The organism is Xanthomonas hortorum pv. cynarae, assembly GCF_002939985.1.
Classification (GTDB): domain Bacteria; phylum Pseudomonadota; class Gammaproteobacteria; order Xanthomonadales; family Xanthomonadaceae; genus Xanthomonas; species Xanthomonas hortorum_D.
This window is the reverse complement of the sequence record NZ_MDFM01000001.1, coordinates 196,509-216,817: the sequence shown is the minus strand read 5'-3', so window position 1 is coordinate 216,817 and position 20,309 is coordinate 196,509. Positions and strand designations below refer to the sequence as shown.

At 62.6% G+C, this 20,309-nt stretch carries 17 protein-coding genes and 9 tRNA genes; 5 read left to right on the top strand and 21 right to left on the bottom strand.

Translation table 11 applies throughout. From position 1 onward, the window contains the following. Positions 1–87: 87 nt before the first annotated feature. Together XcyCFBP4188_RS01125 and XcyCFBP4188_RS01120 are read right to left on the bottom strand one after the other, a co-directional pair. Positions 88–492, bottom strand: coding sequence for a DUF6165 family protein (locus XcyCFBP4188_RS01125; protein WP_006448436.1), 405 nt, complete (start codon positions 490–492; stop codon positions 88–90). 261 nt (positions 493–753) lie between these two features. Then, positions 754–844, bottom strand: a tRNA-Ser gene (locus XcyCFBP4188_RS01120). Positions 845–1,041: 197 nt separating this feature from the next. Between XcyCFBP4188_RS01120 and XcyCFBP4188_RS01115 the strand changes: the two genes are divergently transcribed. Beyond that, positions 1,042–1,746 carry a PP2C family protein-serine/threonine phosphatase gene (locus tag XcyCFBP4188_RS01115; RefSeq protein WP_006450178.1) on the top strand — a complete coding sequence of 235 codons (705 nt, stop codon included), beginning with the start codon at positions 1,042–1,044 and terminating at the stop codon, positions 1,744–1,746. On the opposite strand, the gene dnaQ is transcribed toward XcyCFBP4188_RS01115, so the two are convergent. From dnaQ to XcyCFBP4188_RS01100, 3 genes are read right to left on the bottom strand one after another with little or no spacing between them, the layout of a single operon-like run. Further along, on the bottom strand, positions 1,743–2,477 hold the full coding sequence (dnaQ, locus tag XcyCFBP4188_RS01110) for a DNA polymerase III subunit epsilon (RefSeq protein ID WP_006450177.1): 735 nt from the start codon (positions 2,475–2,477) through the stop codon (positions 1,743–1,745). The genes XcyCFBP4188_RS01115 and dnaQ overlap by 4 nt on opposite strands. 12 nt (positions 2,478–2,489) lie before the next feature. Beyond that, positions 2,490–2,942, bottom strand: coding sequence for a ribonuclease HI (rnhA, locus tag XcyCFBP4188_RS01105; protein WP_006450176.1), 453 nt, complete (start codon positions 2,940–2,942; stop codon positions 2,490–2,492). A gap of 31 nt (positions 2,943–2,973) precedes the next feature. Further along, positions 2,974–3,630 (bottom strand): hypothetical protein, encoded by a 657-nt coding sequence (locus XcyCFBP4188_RS01100; protein WP_006450175.1) that lies wholly within the window; start codon positions 3,628–3,630, stop codon positions 2,974–2,976. A 12-nt stretch (positions 3,631–3,642) separates the two neighbouring features. On the opposite strand from XcyCFBP4188_RS01100, the gene gloB reads away from it, so the two are divergent. After that, positions 3,643–4,410, top strand: coding sequence for a hydroxyacylglutathione hydrolase (gloB, locus tag XcyCFBP4188_RS01095; RefSeq protein WP_006450174.1), 768 nt, complete (start codon positions 3,643–3,645; stop codon positions 4,408–4,410). Next, on the top strand, positions 4,407–5,585 hold the full coding sequence (locus XcyCFBP4188_RS01090) for a lytic transglycosylase domain-containing protein (protein ID WP_006450173.1): 1,179 nt from the start codon (positions 4,407–4,409) through the stop codon (positions 5,583–5,585). Before gloB ends, XcyCFBP4188_RS01090 begins: the two co-directional genes overlap by 4 nt. A 447-nt stretch (positions 5,586–6,032) precedes the next feature. Here the strand turns inward: XcyCFBP4188_RS01090 and XcyCFBP4188_RS01085 are convergent, their stop codons facing one another. From XcyCFBP4188_RS01085 to XcyCFBP4188_RS01040, 10 genes are all read right to left on the bottom strand, one after another. Beyond that, positions 6,033–8,003: a peptidyl-prolyl cis-trans isomerase gene (locus XcyCFBP4188_RS01085; protein WP_104591516.1), complete on the bottom strand. Its 1,971-nt coding sequence runs from the start codon at positions 8,001–8,003 to the stop codon at positions 6,033–6,035. Positions 8,004–8,168: 165 nt separating this feature from the next. Further along, positions 8,169–8,245, bottom strand: a tRNA-Asp gene (locus XcyCFBP4188_RS01080). Positions 8,246–8,339: 94 nt separating this feature from the next. Further along, positions 8,340–8,416, bottom strand: a tRNA-Asp gene (locus tag XcyCFBP4188_RS01075). A gap of 28 nt (positions 8,417–8,444) precedes the next feature. Next, positions 8,445–8,519, bottom strand: a tRNA-Val gene (locus XcyCFBP4188_RS01070). An 11-nt stretch (positions 8,520–8,530) separates the two neighbouring features. Continuing rightward, positions 8,531–8,803: an HU family DNA-binding protein gene (locus XcyCFBP4188_RS01065; RefSeq protein ID WP_006451749.1), complete on the bottom strand. Its 273-nt coding sequence runs from the start codon at positions 8,801–8,803 to the stop codon at positions 8,531–8,533. 214 nt (positions 8,804–9,017) lie between these two features. After that, positions 9,018–11,489 (bottom strand): endopeptidase La, encoded by a 2,472-nt coding sequence (gene lon, locus XcyCFBP4188_RS01060; protein ID WP_104591493.1) that lies wholly within the window; start codon positions 11,487–11,489, stop codon positions 9,018–9,020. Between the two features lie 144 nt (positions 11,490–11,633). Next, positions 11,634–12,920, bottom strand: coding sequence for an ATP-dependent Clp protease ATP-binding subunit ClpX (gene clpX / locus XcyCFBP4188_RS01055; protein WP_006451747.1), 1,287 nt, complete (start codon positions 12,918–12,920; stop codon positions 11,634–11,636). Positions 12,921–13,044: 124 nt separating this feature from the next. Continuing rightward, positions 13,045–13,671 carry an ATP-dependent Clp endopeptidase proteolytic subunit ClpP gene (gene clpP / locus XcyCFBP4188_RS01050; RefSeq protein ID WP_023902875.1) on the bottom strand — a complete coding sequence of 209 codons (627 nt, stop codon included), beginning with the start codon at positions 13,669–13,671 and terminating at the stop codon, positions 13,045–13,047. 73 nt (positions 13,672–13,744) lie between these two features. Beyond that, on the bottom strand, positions 13,745–15,040 hold the full coding sequence (gene tig / locus XcyCFBP4188_RS01045) for a trigger factor (RefSeq protein WP_006451745.1): 1,296 nt from the start codon (positions 15,038–15,040) through the stop codon (positions 13,745–13,747). 203 nt (positions 15,041–15,243) lie between these two features. Next, positions 15,244–15,328: transfer RNA gene (locus tag XcyCFBP4188_RS01040), tRNA-Leu, on the bottom strand. A gap of 287 nt (positions 15,329–15,615) precedes the next feature. Between XcyCFBP4188_RS01040 and XcyCFBP4188_RS01035 the strand changes: the two genes are divergently transcribed. Next, complete coding sequence (locus tag XcyCFBP4188_RS01035) at positions 15,616–16,911, top strand: PAS domain-containing sensor histidine kinase (RefSeq protein WP_104591492.1); 1,296 nt, start codon at positions 15,616–15,618, stop codon at positions 16,909–16,911. Positions 16,912–16,915: 4 nt separating this feature from the next. Here the strand turns inward: XcyCFBP4188_RS01035 and XcyCFBP4188_RS01030 are convergent, their stop codons facing one another. The 5 genes from XcyCFBP4188_RS01030 to XcyCFBP4188_RS01010 all read right to left on the bottom strand — a co-directional run bounded on the left by XcyCFBP4188_RS01030 (position 16,916) and on the right by XcyCFBP4188_RS01010 (position 18,066). Continuing rightward, on the bottom strand, positions 16,916–17,362 hold the full coding sequence (locus XcyCFBP4188_RS01030; protein WP_248283106.1) for a hypothetical protein: 447 nt from the start codon (positions 17,360–17,362) through the stop codon (positions 16,916–16,918). A gap of 239 nt (positions 17,363–17,601) precedes the next feature. Next, positions 17,602–17,677: transfer RNA gene (locus XcyCFBP4188_RS01025), tRNA-Lys, on the bottom strand. Between the two features lie 84 nt (positions 17,678–17,761). Continuing rightward, a tRNA-His gene (locus XcyCFBP4188_RS01020) sits at positions 17,762–17,838 on the bottom strand. A gap of 32 nt (positions 17,839–17,870) precedes the next feature. Further along, positions 17,871–17,947: transfer RNA gene (locus tag XcyCFBP4188_RS01015), tRNA-Arg, on the bottom strand. 42 nt (positions 17,948–17,989) lie between these two features. Beyond that, positions 17,990–18,066 (bottom strand) — tRNA-Pro (locus XcyCFBP4188_RS01010). Between the two features lie 152 nt (positions 18,067–18,218). Here XcyCFBP4188_RS01010 and XcyCFBP4188_RS01005 point away from each other — a divergent pair. Continuing rightward, on the top strand, positions 18,219–18,980 hold the full coding sequence (locus XcyCFBP4188_RS01005) for a Bax inhibitor-1/YccA family protein (protein ID WP_006451742.1): 762 nt from the start codon (positions 18,219–18,221) through the stop codon (positions 18,978–18,980). A 158-nt stretch (positions 18,981–19,138) separates the two neighbouring features. Here the strand turns inward: XcyCFBP4188_RS01005 and XcyCFBP4188_RS01000 are convergent, their stop codons facing one another. Further along, positions 19,139–20,146 (bottom strand): isocitrate dehydrogenase, encoded by a 1,008-nt coding sequence (locus XcyCFBP4188_RS01000; protein WP_006451741.1) that lies wholly within the window; start codon positions 20,144–20,146, stop codon positions 19,139–19,141. Between the last annotated feature and the right edge of the window lie 163 nt (positions 20,147–20,309).

The window sequence follows — 20,309 nt, the reverse complement described above, 5'->3', positions numbered from 1 at the left end:
CGCTCAAACAGGCATTCAATCGCTTGAGCAAGCGGCGCGCACTGCGCCGCTGCTCGGCTGCCTAGGGGCAGCGCAAAGCATCAGCGCTCAGACACCCTTGGCGCGATAGTCCTGATACGACTTCTCTTCCACATACGACGACCCTAGCGCCAGGTTGATCTCTTTCTTGATGCGCGCGCGCTCATCGTTTTCGATATAGACGCTGCGCGCCAGCTGCACGAATGCATCGTCGAAGGTCTGCGCCTGCTCCTTGAGACGGATGTCGTCTTCGATCATCCACAGCCGCTCGTTGACGGCCTTGAGCGCGGCACGCAAACGCACGATATCGTGACCGGCGGCCGGATGCGCCATCCAGCTGATTTCCAGCGCAGACAGCTCGTTGCGCACATTGGTCAGCTTGGCAGGGTCGCTGATGCGCTCGGACTTGATCTGCAGGATCGCGATCTTGTCGAGCAGCTCACCAAAGGACACCGGCACCAGAATCTCGGACATGTCATGCCTCCAACGGATAGCAAAGGTGGAAGTGTAGGCATCGCACCGGCTGGCTGCGACCCATAAACAAAAGCCCCCTTGCGGGGGCTGATGCGAATCTGGCGGAGAGGGGGGGGGGATTCACTCGGCACTACGTGCCTTCGCCCTGCGGGCGGCTTCGCCGTGCAGACAGCTGCGCTGTCTGTCGAACCCGGGGCTTCTCACCCCCCCAATGACGCCGGCGAAACTCACGCAGCACTGGCACAACTACTCGCCTCAATCTGGCGGAGAGGGGGGGATTCGAACCCCCGAGGCGCTATAAACGCCTGCCTGATTTCGAGTCAGGTACATTCAACCGCTCTGCCACCTCTCCAGATGGTCCCCGGTGTCCCGGGGCCGTGAATCATACGGGCACAGGCGCCAAGCCACAAGCGGGCTGGGCAAGCTCGACACACGGCGCCATCTGGGTCCGGAGTGAACCCGCACTGCAGTACCGGCAAGCAGTCTGTTGCCGCTGGCCGGTCCGGCCGCGATGATGGTGGCGCATCTTTCCTCTGGCGACCCGGCCCCATGCTCGAATTCGGACATCTCACCCACGTCGGCCTGCGTCGCGACCTCAACGAGGACACGTACTACGGCGACAGCGAGCTGGGGTTGTGGCTGGTCGCCGATGGCATGGGCGGGCATGCCTGCGGCGAAGTGGCCAGCGCGTTGGCGCGCGAAACCATCGTGCGCGAAGTGCGCGCAGGTACACCGCTAGCGCAGGCGGTGCGTATCGCCGACGAAGAGATCATCAAGACCTCGCGCCGCTGCAACGATACCTTGCCGATGGGCACCACCGTGGTCGCCGCCCGCGTGCTGGGCCAGCGCTTCGAAGTGGCCTGGGTCGGCGACAGCCGTGCCTATCTGTGGCGCGACGGCCGGCTGGCACAGCTGAGCCAGGACCATAGTTACGTGCAGGAACTCATCGCGCAGGGCACGCTCACCAGCGAGCAGGCACGCGCGCATCCGCATCGCAACGTGGTGACCCAGGCGTTGGGCGTGACCGACCCGGCCCACCTCAATGTCGCCACCATGCAGGGCGAACTCAAATCCGGCATGCAGCTGCTGTTGTGCAGCGACGGCCTGACCGAAGAAATCGACGACGCCACCATCGCCGCAACCTTGTCGCAAGCCGATTGCAGCGCCCAGGAATGCGTCGAATGCCTGGTCGCCGCCGCACTGGATGGCGGCGGCTCGGACAACATCACCGCGATTCTGGTGCGTAGCTACTAGCCGGCAGCGGCAGTTTCTTCGACCGGCGCATCCCACAGCGCACGCCCGGCCTTCTTGCGCAACTGCGCCAGACGCGCCTCGTGCGCCTGCGACTCCGAGGCAGTCACCGCCACGCGCGGGCGCGGCAACAGCAGTGCCGGATCGAAGCTGATCATGCCGTCAGCGTCCTGGGTGCTCTGACCGGCATCGGCGCTGGCAAACCCGATTTCCTCCTGGCCAGACGTCAGCGCGATATACACATCGGCCAGGATCTGCGCATCGAGCAAGGCGCCGTGCAACTGGCGATGCGAGTTGTCCACGCCCAAGCGCTTGCACAAGGCGTCCAATGAATTGCGCTGCCCCGGATAACGCTCGCGCGCCATCATCAAGGTATCCACCACGGTGGCGCGCTCGACGATGCGGCCGTAGTTGTCGCCCAGCAGCGACAGTTCGTTGTCCAGGAAGCCCAGATCGAACGCAGCGTTGTGGATGATCAGTTCCGCGCCGTCGATGTAGGCCAGGAACTCCTCCACCACATCGGCGAACAAGGGCTTGTCGGCCAGGAATTCCAGGGTCAACCCGGTCACTTCCTGCGCGCCGGGTTCGAAGTCGCAATCCGGCTTCAGATAGCGATGGAAGTTGTTGCCGCTGGGGCGCCGCTCCAGCAGCTCCACTGCACCGATTTCGACGACGCGGTTGCCCTTGCGCCATTCCAGGCCGGTGGTTTCGGTATCGAGAATGATCTGACGCATGAATCCTCTTGCTTATTGTGTTGCCAGGCTGCCGCGCTGGGCGATGGCCTGATTGCGGGCAAGCACGTCGACGCGCTCGTTATCCGGGTCGCCATTGTGGCCTTTCACCCAACGCCAATCGATGCTGTGACGCTGCGTGGCCGCATGCAGCCGCTCCCACAGTTCACGATTCTTGACCGGGTCGCCGCCAGCAGTTTTCCAACCGCGCCGCACCCAGCCGGACATCCATTCGGTGATGCCCTGCCGCACGTATTGCGAGTCGGTATGCAGCACGATCTGGCATGGCTCGGTGAGCGTCTCCAGCGCCATGATCGCCGCCATCAACTCCATGCGGTTATTGGTGGAGGTGGCTTCGCCGCCGGCCAATTCCTTCTCGCGGCCGTTGTAACGCAACAGGGCCGCCCAACCGCCCGGCCCGGGATTGCCGAGGCAGGAGCCATCGGTATGCACTTCAATTGATTTCATCAGCTTCTGGTGTTTGGAAAGTAGTCAGTCGTCAAATCGTGGCCACGGGCTGTGGCCAGCGCGAGGGCATCGCGATCGGGGTCGGGCCGATCGAAGCGGCAGCACGCTTTTCCACTTCGAGTAAATACACCGCGCGCCAGGGTGCGCGGCCAGGGCCGGAGGGGCCACTTCCGGTGCGCCAGATCGGCCCCAGGTAACGTTCCTGGTCAACGCATTGCAGCCCCGCACGTTGCGCCAGCAACCGCCAACGATCCGGCCGCAGGGCGACCGGACCACGTCGCGCCCAGCGAAAGCGGTAGGGGCTCATCGGATTGAGCGTGAACAGCCACAGCCGGCCGCCGGGCATCAGCAGCCGCTCGCATTCGGCCAAAAATTCCGCCGCGCCGCCGACCACCGCATGCTGCACCACGATCGCCTGCAGGCTCTCGGCCGGCAACGGGAACGGCATCGCGCAACGCGCATCGCCAGCAAAGCGCCCCGCGCTGCGATACAAGCGCAACCCACGCCCCTGCAACGCCTCGCGCGGCGGTAGGTCGGTGGTTGGCGTCAGCCACAACCAGGGCTGCGACGGACGCGTTTGCAGCGCCGCCAGCGCCACTTGGCGCTCCAGCTGGAGCAGACTGCGCCCCGCGCCTGTTTCAAACCAGGATGAGACGCCAGCTTGACGGGAGAAGGGCGTGGCAGGCATGGTCCCAATTCTATGCGACTGACCGCCCTGCCCGCATTCGAAGACAACTACATCTGGGCGCTGGTCGCTGCGGATGGCCGCGCTGTCATCGTCGACCCCGGTCAGGCAGAGCCGGTGTTCGCTGCCGCAAAGCGCGAAGGATTCACTCCCAGCGCCGTGTTGCTCACCCACCACCATGCCGACCACATCGGCGGCGTGGCGGCATTGCAGCAGCGCTGGCCGGACCTGGAACTGTTCGGCCCTGCCGACGAACGCAGTCCGGCCGATGCCCGCCAGGTTGGACAAGGCGAGCGCTTGACTCTGCTTGGCATGGGCTTTGAAGTGCTCGAGGTGCCGGGCCACACCCTCAGCCACATCGCCTTTGTCACCGACGAGCATCTGTTCAGCGGTGATACGCTGTTCAGCCTAGGCTGTGGGCGGATGTTCGAAGGTACCGCTCCTCAGATGTTCGACTCGTTGCAGCGTCTGGCCTCTTTGCCTGGCGAAACGCTTGTGTGTTGCGGCCACGAATATACGTTGGCCAACGCGTCCTTCGCGCTGCACGTCGATCCCACCAACGCTGCCTTGCAGCGCCGTCAACAGGAAGCCCAGGCCATGCGTCAAGCAGCCCGTCCTACCCTGCCGATTTCGCTCAAGAGTGAACTGGCCACCAACCCTTTTCTACGCACCAGCAGTTCCGAGATTCGCGCCGCAGCCGCAGCGCGCGCATCTTGCGCACTTTCCTCCGATGTAGATGTTTTCGCCGAACTTCGGCGCTGGAAAGACGAATTTCGCGCATGAGGCGCTTGCTTTTGGCAGTGCTGGCCGCCTGTGCGGCCATTGCACCGGCAGCCGCATCGCCTATCGACGCAAGCCGCACCAAACCCGCAGTCAGCTCAACGACGCCGCCAGCCGCACCTAGCCTACGCAACGGCCAGGACATCTTTTCGTCGTTTTTGGACGGGCGTGCAGATCCAGGCTGCGATAGCGAGCACAGCGATACGCGTTGGGAACAGCACTTCTCGCGTGCACCAGCCCGCCTGGCCGACGATGCACAGGACGTCCTGCCGCTGTTCGGCTACGTGGTCGACGAGCTGCGCAAGGCCGACATGCCGACCGAGTTTGCGCTGATTCCTTTTGTTGAAAGCGGCTACCGCCCGGGCGCGCGCAATGGCAGCGGACCGGCCGGCTTGTGGCAGTTCATCGCCACCACGGCGCGCAACCACCATGTGCCGGTTGGCGCGCAATACGACGGCCGCCTCTCGGCAGTGGATTCCACCACCGCTGCGGTACGTTATCTCAAGACGCTTTACGGCATGTTCGGCGGCGATTGGCGCCTGGCGCTGATGGCCTACAACGCTGGCGAGTACCGTGTGCTACAGGCGATGCGCACGGCCGGCATGAACGCGCAGAACGCGCGTCCGTCCGAGCTGCCCGGCATGTCCAAGGTCACCTATGAGTATGTGGAAAAGCTGCACGCGCTCGCCTGTGTGCTCGACCACGCGCAACAGCAGGGCAACTTGCTGACCTCGCTCGACCGCCCGGTTCCGGTACTGACCGAACACGCATTGCCGGTTGGCACCAGCCTCAACGCCTGGGCCGGACAGCGTGCCATCGAGCCGCAGCTGCTCGCCCGGCTGAATCCGGCATTGGCCAGCGCACGTGCTGCGCCAAGTGGTGTGCATGTACTTGCACCAGTCGCGGCAGCGCAGCCAGGCTCGGCCGGTGCCGTCGTCGCATCCGCTGATGTGGGCAGGATTGCCGAGACCAACGATGCCGCGCCTACGGTGGTCGCCACGACTGCCAGGACGTCGAACGCGCAAGCGCGTACGCATACGGTGCGCAACGGCGAATCCGCCTGGGCCATTGCGCGCCGCTACGGCGTGACTGTGGCGACGTTGCTTGCCAGCAATGGGCTGGACAAGCGTGCGGTACTGAAGCCAGGCATGGTGTTGTCGTTCGACGACAGGCCTTAAGCCGACACAACGCAGCCTACGTAGGGGCCCGCTTGGTCCGCAGCGACATCGCGCATGCCACCGTCGCTCGCATGACGTTCTAGACAGCCAGTATCAGCGTGATCAAGGACTGCATGGTGCTGCAGTTGCTGTGCGCTTGAATGCCCGGGCGAGGCTGCCGGCGACACAGCAGGCGTGTTGAAATAATCGAACGGCAGTGGGCCACCCCGCTCAATCGACTGCGAACTGCGTGGCCACGCGTGCTCGTCAGGATGTGGGCAGCCTTGGAGAGCGGTCTTTCTAGCGCTCTTGAAGCAGCAGACACACCATCGACCCCGAACCCGAAGACATCGGCCGAGTACGTCAAACGCACCTACAAGGCCTCAGCCCCACGGCACGGACCGATATCCCAAAGAAAAAGCCCGGTCACCCGGGCTTTCTCGTCTTCACCAGCTGAAGAAGGCAGCCTTACAGCTGCGCCTCTTCGATCTGGATCTTGTAGCGCTTGCGCATTTCCTTGACGTACGCCTGCGCCGCGTTGTTGCCATCGATCTGGCTCAGCTGTTCGCGCAGCATGGTCTGCTGCTCGGCCGGCATTTGCTTCAGATCGCCTGGCGTGGCCTTGGCGATGACGAAGACCGCAAAGCGCCCGCCGTCCAGCTCCACCTTGCCCACCGACCGCTTGCCTTCGGTCGGGCGCGGCGCGCTGAAGATGGCACGGTTTGCCGCCGGTGTCGGGATCGGCGCGGTGCGCGGCAGGCCCGGGATCGGCTGCACCTGCAGCTTCTCGCTGGCCGCCAGCGCCTGCAACGTTTCGCCCTTCTGCACCCGCGCCAACAATGCATCCGCAGCCGCTGCGGCGGCCTTCTCGGTGCGGTCGGCATGGATCGCCGCAATCACCTTGTCGCGCACCTTGTCCAACGGCAGCGCCTGCTCGGCGCCATGATTGGTCACCCGCAACACCACGCTGTGATTCGGCGCAATGGTGATCGGGTCGCTCACCGTGCCGTCCTGCACCAGCGTCTCGGAGAATGCCGAACGCAGCACTGCAGGATTGGCGGCGATACCACTGGCATCGGCACGCGAGAACGGGCCCAGCGTCTGGACCGGCAGACCGACCTGCTTGGCCGCTGGCTCCAACACGGTGGGGTTCTTGTAGACCTGATCCACCAACTTGCCGCTCACATCGGCAAACGCCTTGTCGGCATCGGCCTTGAGCTGCTCGGCAGCGAGCTGATCGCGCACCTGCTCGAACGACTTGCCCTGGCCGCCCTTGACCTCGCGCAGCTGGATCACGTGGTAACCGAACTCGCTCTTGATCGGGCCAACCACATCGCCAGCCTTCATTGCGAACAACGCGTCTTCGAACGGCTTGACCATCGTGCCCTTCTCGACCCAACCCAGATCGCCACCAGCCCCCTTGGAGCCCGGATCCTGCGAGTTGGCCTTCGCCAATGCAGCAAAATCGGCGCCCGGCTGCTTGGCTTCTGCGGCGAGCTTGGCTGCCTTCGCTTCGGCAGCCTTCTGCGCGGCGGGGTCGCTGCCAGCGCTGATCAGGATGTGCGAAGTCAGACGCTGGTCCGGCTCGACAAAGCGGCCCTTCTCTTCTTCATAGCGCTTGCGCAAGGTCGCCTCGTCGGCGGCGGTTGCCGGCTGCAACTTGGCCGCATTGATCTCGACGTACTCGATCGTCACGGTCTCCGGCTGACGGAAATCCTGCGCATGCCCGTCGTACCACTGCTTGATCTGCGCATCGCTGACCGGCGCGGTGTCTGCAGCCGGTGGCGGCAGCATCGCCAGCTCCACGTCGCGCGTTTCGCCCATCAACTTGAGCAGGCGCTCGAACTCGGCCTTGGTCGCAAAGCCCGATTCGGCAATCGCCTGCGGAATCACCGACTGCTGCAAGCTGTCGCGCACCAACGCATCGAACTGCGCCGGCGTGCGCGGTGGCGTGCCTTGTGCGAGTGCGGCGCGGTACTGGTCGGGGCTGAATTTGCCATCGACCTGGAACGCCTGAATGCCGGTGATGTAATCGCGCACGGTCGCATCGCCGATCACGATGCCGGCGTCTTCGGCGCCCAGACGCACCACTTGCTCGTCAACCAGTTGATCGAGTACCTGCAGCTTGTTTTCGCGCGATTCGAACGTGCGCGGGTCGAAATTATCGCCCTGGCGCTGACGCTCCTGCATACGCGCCTGCTCGAAGCGTGCGCGGAAATCCTGCGTACTGATTTCATGGTGCTGCCACAGCAGCGACACCGGCCACCAGGACGGTGCCGATTTCCACCATGTGGGCGGCGCCTGCACCTTGGCCACGTTGTTGGCGCCAATGCCGCCGAGGTAGCTGTTGTCGATGACGAACAGGAACGGAATCATCAGCAACCCCAGGATGGCGGTAGCGATCCAGCCTGACGTCTTGTCGCGAAGTTTCTGCAGCATTGGCAAATCACGGCCTGTGGGCGAGCCGCGCAGTGTAACGCGCTTGGCGCCGAGCACCCAGCCCAATGCTCCACGCCATCGGCCGCGATGCGCCATTAAACGCGTAACCTCGGGCAATGCTGCAAAAAAAAGCCCCCGGCACAAGGCCGAGGGCTTTCGTATAACTGGCGGAGCGGACGGGACTCGAACCCGCGACCTCCGGCGTGACAGGCCAGCATTCTAACCAGCTGAACTACCGCTCCGCTTTAAACTTGGACTTCTCTCTCTGCATCATTCGCAATGCGAATGCTGTGGAGAAAACGAAGCCCCCAATTGCTCAGGGGCTTCGGGTGTAACTGGCGGAGCGGACGGGACTCGAACCCGCGACCTCCGGCGTGACAGGCCAGCATTCTAACCAGCTGAACTACCGCTCCGCACTTGAAACGTTTGCCTGGTGCTTAATGGTGGGTGCTGAGGGTTTCGAACCCCCGACCCTCTCCGTGTAAGGGAGACGCTCTACCGCTGAGCTAAGCACCCTAGCGAGTCGATTAGTTTACTGCATCCTTCAGGGCTTTGCCAGCCTTGAACGCAGGATTCTTCGAAGCCGCGATCTTGATGCTGTCGCCGGTCTTCGGATTGCGGCCGGTGCGCTCAGCGCGCTCGCGGACCTGGAAGGTACCAAAGCCGACGAGGGTGACGGCTTCGCCCTTCTTCAGTGCCTTGGTGATTTCGCTCACAACCGCGTCGACAGCACGGCCGGCTTCAGCCTTGGAGATGTCAGCGGCAGCGGCAACGCCATCGATCAATTCGGTTTTATTCATTCTTGAAACTCCCTTTGCGGCAGATGCCGCGGAATCGACAATCGGCGCTCTTGCCGTTAGCGAAGAACCCGACACAAGTGGTATCGCGTGACGCATCACAATTTGCCGCGCCCACGAGTCGTGCATTTATACCAGCGCCCCCAACCGCACGCAAGCCAAAACCCAATAACGACGCGGGTTTTGGCTTGTTTTGCCTGGGTTTAGACAAGCGCTTTTAGTGCTTGACGCGGGTACCCGGAGTAGTGCGGGACTTGCCACGCACGGCGACGCGCGAGGCAGTCTTGCGGGCCTTCTCCTTGCCCGCCTTCTTCGGTGCCAGCGGACGCTCCAGTGCAAGATCCAGCACTTCGTCGATCCACTTGACCGGAACGATCTTCAGATCGCGCGTCACGTTGGCAGGAATGTCGGCAAGATCCTTGCGGTTCTCGTCGGGGATCAACACGGTGCGGATGCCGCCGCGCAAGGCAGCCAGCAGTTTCTCCTTCAATCCGCCGATCGCCGAGACGCGACCACGCAAGGTGATCTCGCCGGTCATCGCCACATCGGCGCGGATCGGCACCTTGGTCAGCACCGACACCAGCGAGGTCACCATCGCGATACCTGCGCTGGGACCGTCCTTAGGTGTGGCGCCATCGGGCACGTGCACATGCACGTCCTGCTTCTGCAGGAAGTCCACATCGATGCCGAGTCGCTCGGCGCGCGAACGCACCACCGACAACGCAGCCGATGCCGATTCCTTCATGACGTTGCCGAGCTGACCGGTGAGGATCAGGTTGCCCTTGCCCGGCACCAGCGTGGATTCGACCTGCAGCAACTCGCCGCCGACTTCGGTCCATGCCAGACCGGTGACCAGGCCGATCTCGTTCTCTTCTTCGGCGCGCCCGAAATCGAAGCGGCGCACACCCAGGTACTTGTCGAGATTCTTCGAGTTCACCACGACCAGGGCCTTGGGCTTGCCCTTCTTGGCGACGGCCTTTTTCACTACCGGCTGCGGACCGACGAGCGCGATTTCCTTGACCACCTTGCGGCAGATCTTGGCGACTTCGCGCTCGAGGTTACGCACACCAGATTCGCGCGTGTAATAGCGCACGATGTCCTGGATGGCGTCGCTGCCGATCTCGATCTCTTCCGGCTTCAAGCCGTTGGCCTTGATCTGCTTGGGCACCAGATAGCGCATGGCGATGTTGAGCTTCTCATCCTCGGTATAGCCGGGGATGCGGATCACTTCCATGCGGTCCAGCAACGGACCGGGGATATTGAGCGAGTTGGAGGTGGCGACGAACATCACTTCCGACAGATCCAGATCGACTTCCAGATAGTGGTCGTTGAAGGAATTGTTCTGTTCGGGATCGAGCACTTCCAGCAACGCCGCCGATGGGTCGCCACGGAAATCCATCGACATCTTGTCGATCTCGTCGAGCAGGAACAGCGGATTCTTGCTGCCCACCTTGTTGAGGTTCTGCACCAGCCGGCCCGGCATCGAACCCACATAGGTCCGGCGATGGCCACGGATCTCGGCTTCGTCGCGGATACCGCCCAGGCTCATGCGCACGAACTTGCGGTTGGTCGCCTTGGCGATCGACTGCCCGAGCGAGGTCTTGCCCACGCCCGGCGGCCCGACCAGGCACAGGATCGGCCCCTTCATCTGCTTCACGCGCGACTGCACGGCCAAGTACTCGAGGATGCGCTCCTTGACCTTGTCAAGACCGTAGTGATCGGCGTCCAGCGTGTCCTGCGCAGCCTTCAGATCCTTGCGCACCTTGGAACGCTTCTTCCACGGCACGCCCAACAACCAATCCAGATAGTTGCGCACCACGGCCGCCTCGGCGGACATCGGCGACATCTGCTTGAGCTTGTTGAGCTCGGCCTTTGCCTTGGTCTCGACCGGCTTGGGCATGCCCGCCTCGGCGATCTTGCGGGCGATTTCTTCCAGTTCGCCCGGCGCGTCGTCCAGATCGCCCAGCTCCTTCTGGATCGCCTTCATCTGCTCGTTGAGGTAGTACTCGCGCTGGCTCTTCTCCATCTGCGACTTGACGCGGCCGCGGATGCGCTTTTCCAGCTGCTGCACATCGATCTCACCGTCCACCAGACCGACCAGCAACTCCAGGCGCTCGCCGATTTCGGTGATCTCCAACAGGCGCTGCTTGTCGGCAAGACGCACGCCAATATGCGCGGCAATGGTGTCGGCCAGACGGCCCGGCTCATCGATACCGGCCAGGGTCTGCAACAACTCCGGCGGCAGCTTGCGATTGGTCTTGACGTATTGCTCGAACAGCGACATCAGCGAACGCGCGATCGCCTCAAGTTCGCGTGGCTCGCGCGCATCGCTGGCTTCGACCTCGATGCCCTGCCCCTGCAGTGCGCCGTCCAACTCGACGACCTTGTCGACGGTGACCCGCGACAGCCCTTCGACCAGCACCTTGATGGTGCCATCGGGCAGCTTGAGCAACTGCAACACCTGCGCCAGCGTGCCGACGGTATAGAGATCGGTTGCGGTCGGGTCGTCGGTCTCAGCCGACTTCTGCGCCACCAGCAGGATGCGCTTGTCGGCCTCCATGGCTTTTTCCAGCGCGCGCATCGATTTGTCGCGACCGACGAACAGCGGAATCACCATATGCGGAAACACCACCACGTCGCGCAGCGGCAACACTGGCAGATCGAGAACTTCTGGTTGGGACTGGGCCATGGGGCGCTCCGCTGGAATCGGGAAATAGGGCGTAAAAAAAGCCGATGGCCCCGTTATGGGGCCATCGGCGAGGTCTTGCAAGTAGCGGTCGGAAACCCTTTATCCGCGAGCGAGGCCAAGGCCTGGAGACGCGGCATCAGGGGCTCAGTCGCCGGACGCTGCCTTGGCCGGAGCCGGTTGCGCCTGGTAGATCAGATACGGCTCGGACTTGTGCTCGATGACCGACTCGTCCACCACCACCTTGCTGACATTTTCCTGCGACGGCAGCTCGTACATCGTATCCAGCAACACCGATTCGACGATGGTGCGCAGGCCGCGCGCGCCGGTCTTGCGCTTGAGCGCCTTCTTGGCGATCGCAGACAGGGCGTCGGGACGGAATTCCAGCTCAACGCCTTCCATATCGAACAGCTTCTTGAACTGCTTGGTGATGGCGTTCTTGGGCTCGGTCAGGATCTTGATCAGCGCCGGCTCGTCCAGCTCCTCGAGCGTGGCAACCACCGGCAGGCGGCCGACGAACTCGGGGATCAGGCCGAACTTGATCAGATCTTCCGGCTCGACTTCGGCCAGGATCTTGCCGACTTCCTGCTTGCGCTCGCTGCTCTTGACCTTGGCACCGAAGCCAATGCCGCCGGCATCGTTGGACCGCTGCTGGATCACCTTGTCCAGGCCGGCGAACGCGCCGCCGCAGATGAACAGGATGTTCTTGGTGTCGACCTGCAGGAATTCCTGCTGCGGATGCTTGCGCCCGCCCTGCGGCGGCACCGAGGCTACCGTGCCTTCAATCAGCTTCAGCAGCGCCTGCTGCACGCCTTCGCCGGACACGTCGCGGGTGATCGACGGGTTCTCGCTCTTGCGCGAGATCTTGTCGATTTCATCGATATAGACGATGCCCTGCTGCGCCTTCTCGACGTCGTAATCGCACTTTTGCAGCAGCTTCTGGATGATGTTTTCCACATCCTCACCGACATAGCCGGCTTCGGTCAGCGTGGTCGCATCGGCGATGGTGAACGGCACATTGAGCAGGCGCGCCAGCGTTTCGGCCAGCAGCGTCTTGCCCGAGCCGGTCGGACCGACCAGCAGGATGTTGGATTTCGCCAGCTCGACTTCGTCGTTCTTGCTGCGGCTCTCGATACGCTTGTAGTGGTTGTACACCGCCACTGCTAGCGTGCGCTTGGCGCGCAGCTGCCCGATCACGTATTGATCCAGCACCTCGAGAATCTCGCGCGGCTTGGGCAGGCTGGAACGTGCCGACTGCGCCTTCTCTTCGAGTTCCTCGCGGATGATGTCGTTGCACAGCTCAACGCACTCATCGCAGATGAATACGCTGGGACCGGCAATCAGCTTACGGACTTCATGCTGACTCTTACCGCAGAACGAGCAGTAGAGAATCTTGTTGCTGTCGCCGGAACGACCTTGGCGGTCTTCGCTCATGCTTCTGTTACCCAGTTACCCCACCCGATGCACGGGGGTTCGATTTCGAGAATAGCACAGGGTCGAGAGGACATCCGTCCAGCCCGACCCTGCCGTTTTTCCTGCAATTTCAGGCATCTGGCGATCAGGACGGCTGGATCGACTCTTCCGGACGACGCTCCAGCACCTGATCGACCAGGCCATAGGCCTGCGCATCGACCGCGCTCTTGAAGTTGTCGCGCTCGGTATCGCGCCCGATGGTTTCCAGCGACTGGCCGGTGTGCTTGGCCAGGATCTCATTCAAACGCGAACGCAGCGTCAGGATCTCGCGGGCGTGGATGTCGATATCGGTCGCCTGACCCTGGAAGCCACCCAAGGGCTGATGGATCATCACGCGCGAGTTCGGCAGCGCATAGCGCTTGCCGGCCGCGCCCGATGCCAGCAACAGCGCGCCCATCGATGCAGCCTGGCCGACGCAGATGGTGCTCACGTCCGGCTTGATGTACTGCATGGTGTCGTAGATCGCCATGCCGGCGGTGACCACGCCACCGGGCGAGTTGATGTAGATGCTGATGTCCTTTTCCGGGTTATCCGCTTCCAGGAACAGCAGCTGCGCCACGATCACATTGGCCATATGGTCGTCGATCGGGCCGACCAGGAAAATCAGACGCTCCTTCAGCAGGCGCGAGTAGATGTCGTACGCACGCTCGCCGCGGCTGGTCTGTTCGACCACCATCGGGACGAGGTTCAAGGCTCTGGTTACATTGTCCACGCGAGGGGAATCTCCTGTGTCTATTAGTTGAATCCCCGCACATGGATGTGCGGGCTCTTGCGAGGGACTCGCATTACTGACGGATCGCATCCTGGAACGACATCGGCTGCTCGGTGTGCTGGGCGCGCTCGGCAATCCAGTCGATCACCTGCTCTTCCATGACACGGCTCTGCAGCCCACCCATCAACTGGGGGTCGTTGCGGTACATCTCAATGACCTGTTCCGGTTCTTCGTAGGTCGAGGCGATCAGACGCAGCGTTTCGCTGACGCGCTTGGATTCCAGACGCAGCTCGTTACGACGGGCCACCTCGCCCACCAGCAGACCGACCAGTACGCGCTTGGCGGCCGCGTCCATGAAACCCTGATGGGCATCGGCCGGGATCTCGCCCGGGTTGCGGCCGCTACGGCGGACCTGCTCCACCTGCTGGGCCAGCATCGAACGTGCTTCGTTTTCGACCAGACGCGGCGGCATTTCCACATGCGCATAGGCGGCAATCAGCTGCTCGCCCACTTCGCGACGCAGGCGGTTCATCAGCGCGCCCTTGAGCTCGCGCTCCAGGTTGGTGCGGATGTCGGCGCGGAACTGCTCGGCATCGCCACTCTTGACGCCGAAGCTCTTGATGAACTCATTGTCCACCACCGGCAACACCGGCTCGGAGACCTCGACCGCCTTGACGTGCACCTGCACGGTCTTGCCGGCCAGCTGTGGCACGCGCCACTCGGCCGGGAAGTCGATGGTCAGGGTCTTGTCTTCGCCCTTGGCCAGACCTTCCAGGCCCTTTTCGATCTGATCGAACATCACGCCCGAGCCGAGCACGCTGCTGCCGGTCTCCACGCCTTCGGCGGGCAGACGCTCGTCGCCGGCCTGCGACCAGGTCTCCAGCGCCACCAGGTCATTGACCTGGGCGCCACGCTCGACCGGGTTCCAGGTGCGACGCTGCAGACGCAGGTTCTCGATCATCTGGTCGATGTCGGCGTCGGTCACTTCGGCGGTATGGCGCACCACCGACAGCGTGGTCACATCGATGTCGCCGAAGTCCGGCACCACTTCAAAGGTGGCGACGAAATCGAAATCGCTCTCGCCGGCCTTGTCGATCCGCGGATTGCCCGCCAGGCGCAGCGCATGCTCGCGCACGGCCGAATCGAAGGTCTCACGCAGCAAACCATCCATTGCCTCGGCACGCACCTGCTGACCGAAACGCTGCTCGATGACCTTGGCGGGCACCTTGCCGGGGCGGAACCCCTTGATGCGCGCGGTCCGCGCGATCTCGCGCAGGCGGCCACCGACGTGCGTCTCCAGACGCTCCTGCGGCAGGGTGAAGGTCAGGCGGCGTTCCAGATTGCCGGTGGATTCGATCGATGCTTGCATGTTGACTCCTGCCACCGACAGCACAAGCGTCGGCACGAGATGGAAGATGCGGGTTGACGGATGGCGAGAAAGCCGCCGAGCCTTGTAGTTTCGCCGATAACGGCTGCCGCTGCCAGCGGAATGCGCACAACCGCGTCGCTCAAGTCTGGACAGCCGGTTTTGCGGATCATGCAGCGGCCGGAACACTCACGGCCGCACTGCATTGGTGCGAAAGGGGGGACTCGAACCCCCACGCCTTGCGGCGTCAGAACCTAAATCTGGTGCGTCTACCAATTCCGCCACTTTCGCGATGCTGCGCTTGCCCGCGCATTGTTGCAGGGATGCCGGGAAAGAAAAAGCGTCGTGATGCCGCAGCGCACCTTCAATAGGCTTAAGCCCAATAGGCTGAAGCCGACCCGCAGGCTTTCGCAGCTGATCGTCCAAGCTATCGCTGACGCACTTTGCCCGGGAAGCGAGGTGAACCGTTAAACTTTGCATCGCCGCAACGATCGAAGCCTCGTACTTTTACTCGTACACGGTAAAGGTAGGATTTGCGAAAATTCCGTTAAATCTAGATGAGTGAGGCAGCAGTCGCGATGAGAGACCGATATCGCCAGATCGTGGCACTGTCCCGCGATTGCATCAAAGAGATCGACCTCGATGGGCGGATCACGGCAATCAACGTCAATGGGCTGGCCGGACTCGGCGTCAGCCATCCCGACCAGCTCATCTCGCAGCCATGGCGCGAACTGTGGCCGCCAGAGGCCGTGGGCCTGGTCGATGCGGCGATCGCCGGTTCCGCGAATGGCTTGATCCAGGAATTCGAGGCCGCCTGCGTGAACTTCGCCGGCGTGCGTCAGACCTGGCAGGTGGTCACCAGCCCGCTGTTCGACGCCTTTGGCAACGTCGAGGCGATTCTTGCAGTGAGCAAGAACATCTCCGACCGCAGGGCGCTGGAGGCGGCGTTCCATACACTGGATTCCATGCTCAAGGCCGAGCGCGAGTTTTCCACCGGCGCCTTGATGCTGGCGCGTGCGCGCGAAAATTCGCTGTCGACCGAACTGCATACCCTGCGCGACCTGCAGGAGCGCATCGAAGGCGATCTGGACATTGCGCGCGCCGCACAGGGAGCGGCCGAGAAAATTTCCGAGCAGGCACAGAAAGGCGAAGCGGTCGGCCAATTGCTGGCAGGCGTCGTTCACGACTTGAACAACGTACTGCAGGCAGCGACATCGGCCATCGACCTGGTCGTACAGCGCGAAAGGATCGATGCGCACGATGCCAAGCTATTGAGCGTGGCCGACGCGGCGCTTCAACATGGATCGGTCATGGCGCAGCGACTGGTCGGATTTTCGCGCCAGTATCCGTACAGCCCGGAAGCAGTGGACCTTGCTGCATTGGCCGAACAACTGAGCCCATTGCTGGAACAGGTGATCGGCGCCGAGTTGCAATTGCAGTTGCGCACCAGCGAAGGCGGATGCTGCGCCATGGTCGACCGCCATACGGTGGAGCGCGCGATCCTGAATCTGGTGATCAACTCCCGCGATGCCTGCAAGAGCGGGGACACCATCCGTATCGAAACCGGCGACACCGTCGTGGCGGCCGAGAACGCGAGCCTGAGCAAACCGGGCGGGCATTACGTCACCATCACCGTTGCCGATAGCGGACATGGCATGGATGCAGGTGTGCAATCGCGGCTATTCGAAGCCTATTTCACTACCAAGGACGCAGGCAAAGGAGCCGGGCTTGGCTTGACGCAGGTGTATAGCGCGGTGCGTCAGGCCGGTGGCTTTGTCGAAGTGAGTTCGGCTCCCGGTAAAGGTGCGCGCTTCTTGCTGGCGTTTCCGCGTATGCAACGAAGCCAGAGGTCTGAGCTGACCGCATCGCCCTGAGCGCTTACGCGCCTGCAGTTGTTCGCGACAAGCGTGACCTGAAGAGCCACGCAAGCAATGCGCAGATGCCGCCGCCCCATAGCCCGCTTCGTACCAAGGCCAGGATCAGATCGCGATCCGAGCCCATGGACCAGCCGCCGATGACCGCTGTGAGCAACACGACCAACCCAGCCGAAAGCAGGCCGCTCAGCGCGCCGATTGCGATCTGGACAAAGGGGTTTGGCCCACGCTCGCGATACAGACGACGGCACATCAACGCGCACATCAATCCCGCACCAGCGGCAGCAAACACCGGCAACACCAGAACGTAGGACAAGCCTGCGATCAGAAAAGCAGTCTCGCCATCTAACCGCGCCCACTGCAGAAAGCCCAGCAATCCGCCTAGCGGAGGACCGACCACTGCAAAGATCACGACCTGCTGGAGGATCGAGCGCCGTGTTGCTCTGGACACATCACGCCTCATTTGAGTTTGCCGGCCTGGGCTGCAGACCACAGGTCACCAGGCATCCGATGCAAGCAGACTTAGTGCCGGCCAAGCAACAAGCTTGATCAGGCAACTGCTGAACAGACACAGCAGCAGAATTCGCTGCAAGCGAACAACTGGCGCAGTTCCTGCCTTGAGACGTCTCTTCTTGTTTCCAGTGCCGGAAAAAAGAAAAGCACCTAGGTGTTTGCCTAAGTGCTTTTATTTGGTGGGCCGTCAAGGATTCGAACCTTGGACCTATTGATTAAGAGTCAACTGCTCTACCAACTGAGCTAACGGCCCTGAAACTGGTCGCACATTGTATGTGCGTTTTTGCTTCGTTGCAACACCCCGCGATGCGTCGGGCCCAACATTTCCTGCAATCAGTGGGGTGGCTGAGGGGACTCGAACCCCCGACATCTGGAATCACAATCCAGTACTCTAACCAGCTGAGCTACAGCCACCACTGAAAACCTACTTCCTACCGCACCGCCGATGGCGCGCCCGACAGGACTCGAACCTGTAACCGCCGGCTTAGAAGGCCGGTGCTCTATCCGGTTGAGCTACGGGCGCCCGGACCGAACGTTGCATTCCCACGCCGCAGGAAGCTCGGAATGGTCGGGGTAGAGGGATTCGAACCCCCGACATCCTGCTCCCAAAGCAGGCGCGCTACCAGACTGCGCTATACCCCGGCGGGACCTTTCAATCCCGAAGGCTGGAAAGGTCGGCTATTTTGGGAACGATTGGCCTCGCTGTCAATCACTCTGCGTCAATTCACCGATCCGGTATCCTCGCGACAACGCTCACCACCATGGCGAGCACCTACATCTCATGGAGAACACGCATGCGTAGCGGCAACCCTGCCCTTCGGGAATCCACATTCCTCGACCTTGGCTCCGGCTCGGTCGTCACCCGCGACGGCCAGGCGATGACCCTCAACGGCACCGTCAACAAGACCGGTGCGTTGTTGTTGATGGCCGTGCTCACCGCCGCTTTCGCCTGGTCGCAGTCGATCGGTGCCGATGGCATGCCATTGCCTGCAGCCAAGCTGTACATGATTGCCGGCGCGATCGGCGGGCTGGTGTTCGCACTGGCGACCAGCTTCAAGCCGACCTGGGCACCGATCACCGCGCCGCTGTATGCGCTGGTGGAAGGCTTCTTTCTTGGCTCGATTTCGGCGGTGTACGAGGCGCGCTTCAACGGCATCGTGTTCCAGGCGGTGCTACTGACCTTCGGCACGATGTTCGCGCTGCTGTTCGCCTACCGCAGTGGGCTGATCAAGGCCACCGAGAACTTCAAGCTGGGCGTGGTTGCGGCAACCGGCGGCATTGCGCTGGTGTATCTGGCAACCATCGTGCTGGGCTTTTTCGGTGTGCGCATCCCGTTCATCCATGACTCGGGTTTGATCGGGATTGGCTTCAGCCTGTTCGTGGTAGTCATTGCGGCGCTGAACCTGGTGCTGGACTTCGACTTCATCGAAACCGGCGTGGAACAGGGCGCTCCCAAGCACATGGAGTGGTACGGCGCATTCGGCCTGATGGTGACGCTGGTGTGGCTGTACATCGAGTTCCTGCGCCTGCTGTCGAAGCTGCAGTCGCGCAATTAAGCGGGGAATGGGGAATGGGGAATGGGGAATCGGGACTGGGGAATCGCAACAGCGATTTCCCGCGCTTGATGGCCTGACACTGACTTCAAGTAATCTGACCCGCACAAAAAGAAAGGGCGCCCTAAGGCGCCCTTTCTTTTTGCAGCTCGCTTCGATGCTCAGAGGCGGCTGGCGATGGCCTTGGCAAAGCCCATGGTGTTGCCGGTGCCACCCAGATCGGGGGTCAGCGAGTCCTTGGCTTCCAGGGTGGCCACGATGGCTTCGCGCAGGCGCTCGGCGTTCTGCGGCTGACCGATGTGGTCCAGCATCTGTGCGGCGCCCAGCAGCAGCGCGCACGGGTTGGCCTTGCCCTGCCCTGCGATGTCGGGTGCCGAGCCGTGCACGGCTTCGAAGATCGCGGCATCCAGACCGATGTTGGCGCCCGGGGCCAGGCCCAGGCCGCCGACCAAACCGGCGCACAGGTCGGAGATGATGTCGCCGAACAGGTTGGTGGTCACGATGATGTCGAACTGTTCCGGGCGCATCACCAGCTGCATGCAGGTGTTGTCGACGATCATTTCCTGGAATTCGATTTCCGGGTACTGCGTCGCCACGTCACGTGCCACCTTCAGGAACAGGCCCGAGGTCGACTTGATGATGTTGGCCTTGTGCACCGCAGTGACCTTCTTGCGGCCAGTGGCGCGGGCGAGGTCGAAGGCGTAGCGCACAATGCGCTCGGAGCCCTTGCGGGTGACGCGGGCGCCGGAGAACGCGGTCTCGCCATCCTCGGACACGGTCTGGCCTTCGCTCAGGTACGCGCCTTCGGTGTTCTCGCGCACCGTGATCAGGTCCACGCCATCGGCGAAACGCGACTTGGTGTTGGGGAACGACTTGGCCGGACGCACGTTGGCGTACAGGTCGAACTTGCGACGCATGGCGACGTTGATCGAGCTGAAACCTTCACCGACCGGCGTGGTCAGCGGGCTCTTCAGCGCAACCTTGTTCTTGGTGATCGAAGCCAGGGTGGACTCGGGCAGCAGATCGCCGTGCTTCTCCAGCGCGACCAGGCCAGCGTCGGCGTACTCGTAGGTCAGGCCAGCTTGCAGCGCGTCGAGCACGAACAGCGTGGCATCCATGATCTCCGGGCCAATACCGTCGCCGCGGATGACCGTGATTGTCTGCGTCATAACGTTGGGTTTCCGAACTTGAAGGGGGGAGCGCCAGCCGCAAAACCCGGCAGAGCGGCGCAAGGAGGTTTCACAGGCAATTATGCCCGATGCCGGTGAAGGCGCCCAAACCGACCTTGGTCTAAGGGCGGCGAGCACCCAACGCAACGCGCCGCCTCGACGG

Bases quoted from the DNA above. Each gene is read 5' to 3' on its own strand.
- XcyCFBP4188_RS01125 (WP_006448436.1), bottom strand. From the start codon at position 492: ATGTCCGAGATTCTGGTGCCGGTGTCCTTTGGTGAGCTGCTCGACAAG.
- XcyCFBP4188_RS01115 (WP_006450178.1), top strand. From the start codon at position 1,042: ATGCTCGAATTCGGACATCTCACCCACGTCGGCCTGCGTCGCGACCTC.
- dnaQ (WP_006450177.1), bottom strand. From the start codon at position 2,477: ATGCGTCAGATCATTCTCGATACCGAAACCACCGGCCTGGAATGGCGC.
- rnhA (WP_006450176.1), bottom strand. From the start codon at position 2,942: ATGAAATCAATTGAAGTGCATACCGATGGCTCCTGCCTCGGCAATCCC.
- XcyCFBP4188_RS01100 (WP_006450175.1), bottom strand. From the start codon at position 3,630: ATGCCTGCCACGCCCTTCTCCCGTCAAGCTGGCGTCTCATCCTGGTTT.
- gloB (WP_006450174.1), top strand. From the start codon at position 3,643: ATGCGACTGACCGCCCTGCCCGCATTCGAAGACAACTACATCTGGGCG.
- XcyCFBP4188_RS01090 (WP_006450173.1), top strand. From the start codon at position 4,407: ATGAGGCGCTTGCTTTTGGCAGTGCTGGCCGCCTGTGCGGCCATTGCA.
- XcyCFBP4188_RS01085 (WP_104591516.1), bottom strand. From the start codon at position 8,003: ATGCTGCAGAAACTTCGCGACAAGACGTCAGGCTGGATCGCTACCGCC.
- XcyCFBP4188_RS01065 (WP_006451749.1), bottom strand. From the start codon at position 8,803: ATGAATAAAACCGAATTGATCGATGGCGTTGCCGCTGCCGCTGACATC.
- lon (WP_104591493.1), bottom strand. From the start codon at position 11,489: ATGGCCCAGTCCCAACCAGAAGTTCTCGATCTGCCAGTGTTGCCGCTG.
- clpX (WP_006451747.1), bottom strand. From the start codon at position 12,920: ATGAGCGAAGACCGCCAAGGTCGTTCCGGCGACAGCAACAAGATTCTC.
- tig (WP_006451745.1), bottom strand. From the start codon at position 15,040: ATGCAAGCATCGATCGAATCCACCGGCAATCTGGAACGCCGCCTGACC.
- XcyCFBP4188_RS01035 (WP_104591492.1), top strand. From the start codon at position 15,616: ATGAGAGACCGATATCGCCAGATCGTGGCACTGTCCCGCGATTGCATC.
- XcyCFBP4188_RS01005 (WP_006451742.1), top strand. From the start codon at position 18,219: ATGCGTAGCGGCAACCCTGCCCTTCGGGAATCCACATTCCTCGACCTT.
- XcyCFBP4188_RS01000 (WP_006451741.1), bottom strand. From the start codon at position 20,146: ATGACGCAGACAATCACGGTCATCCGCGGCGACGGTATTGGCCCGGAG.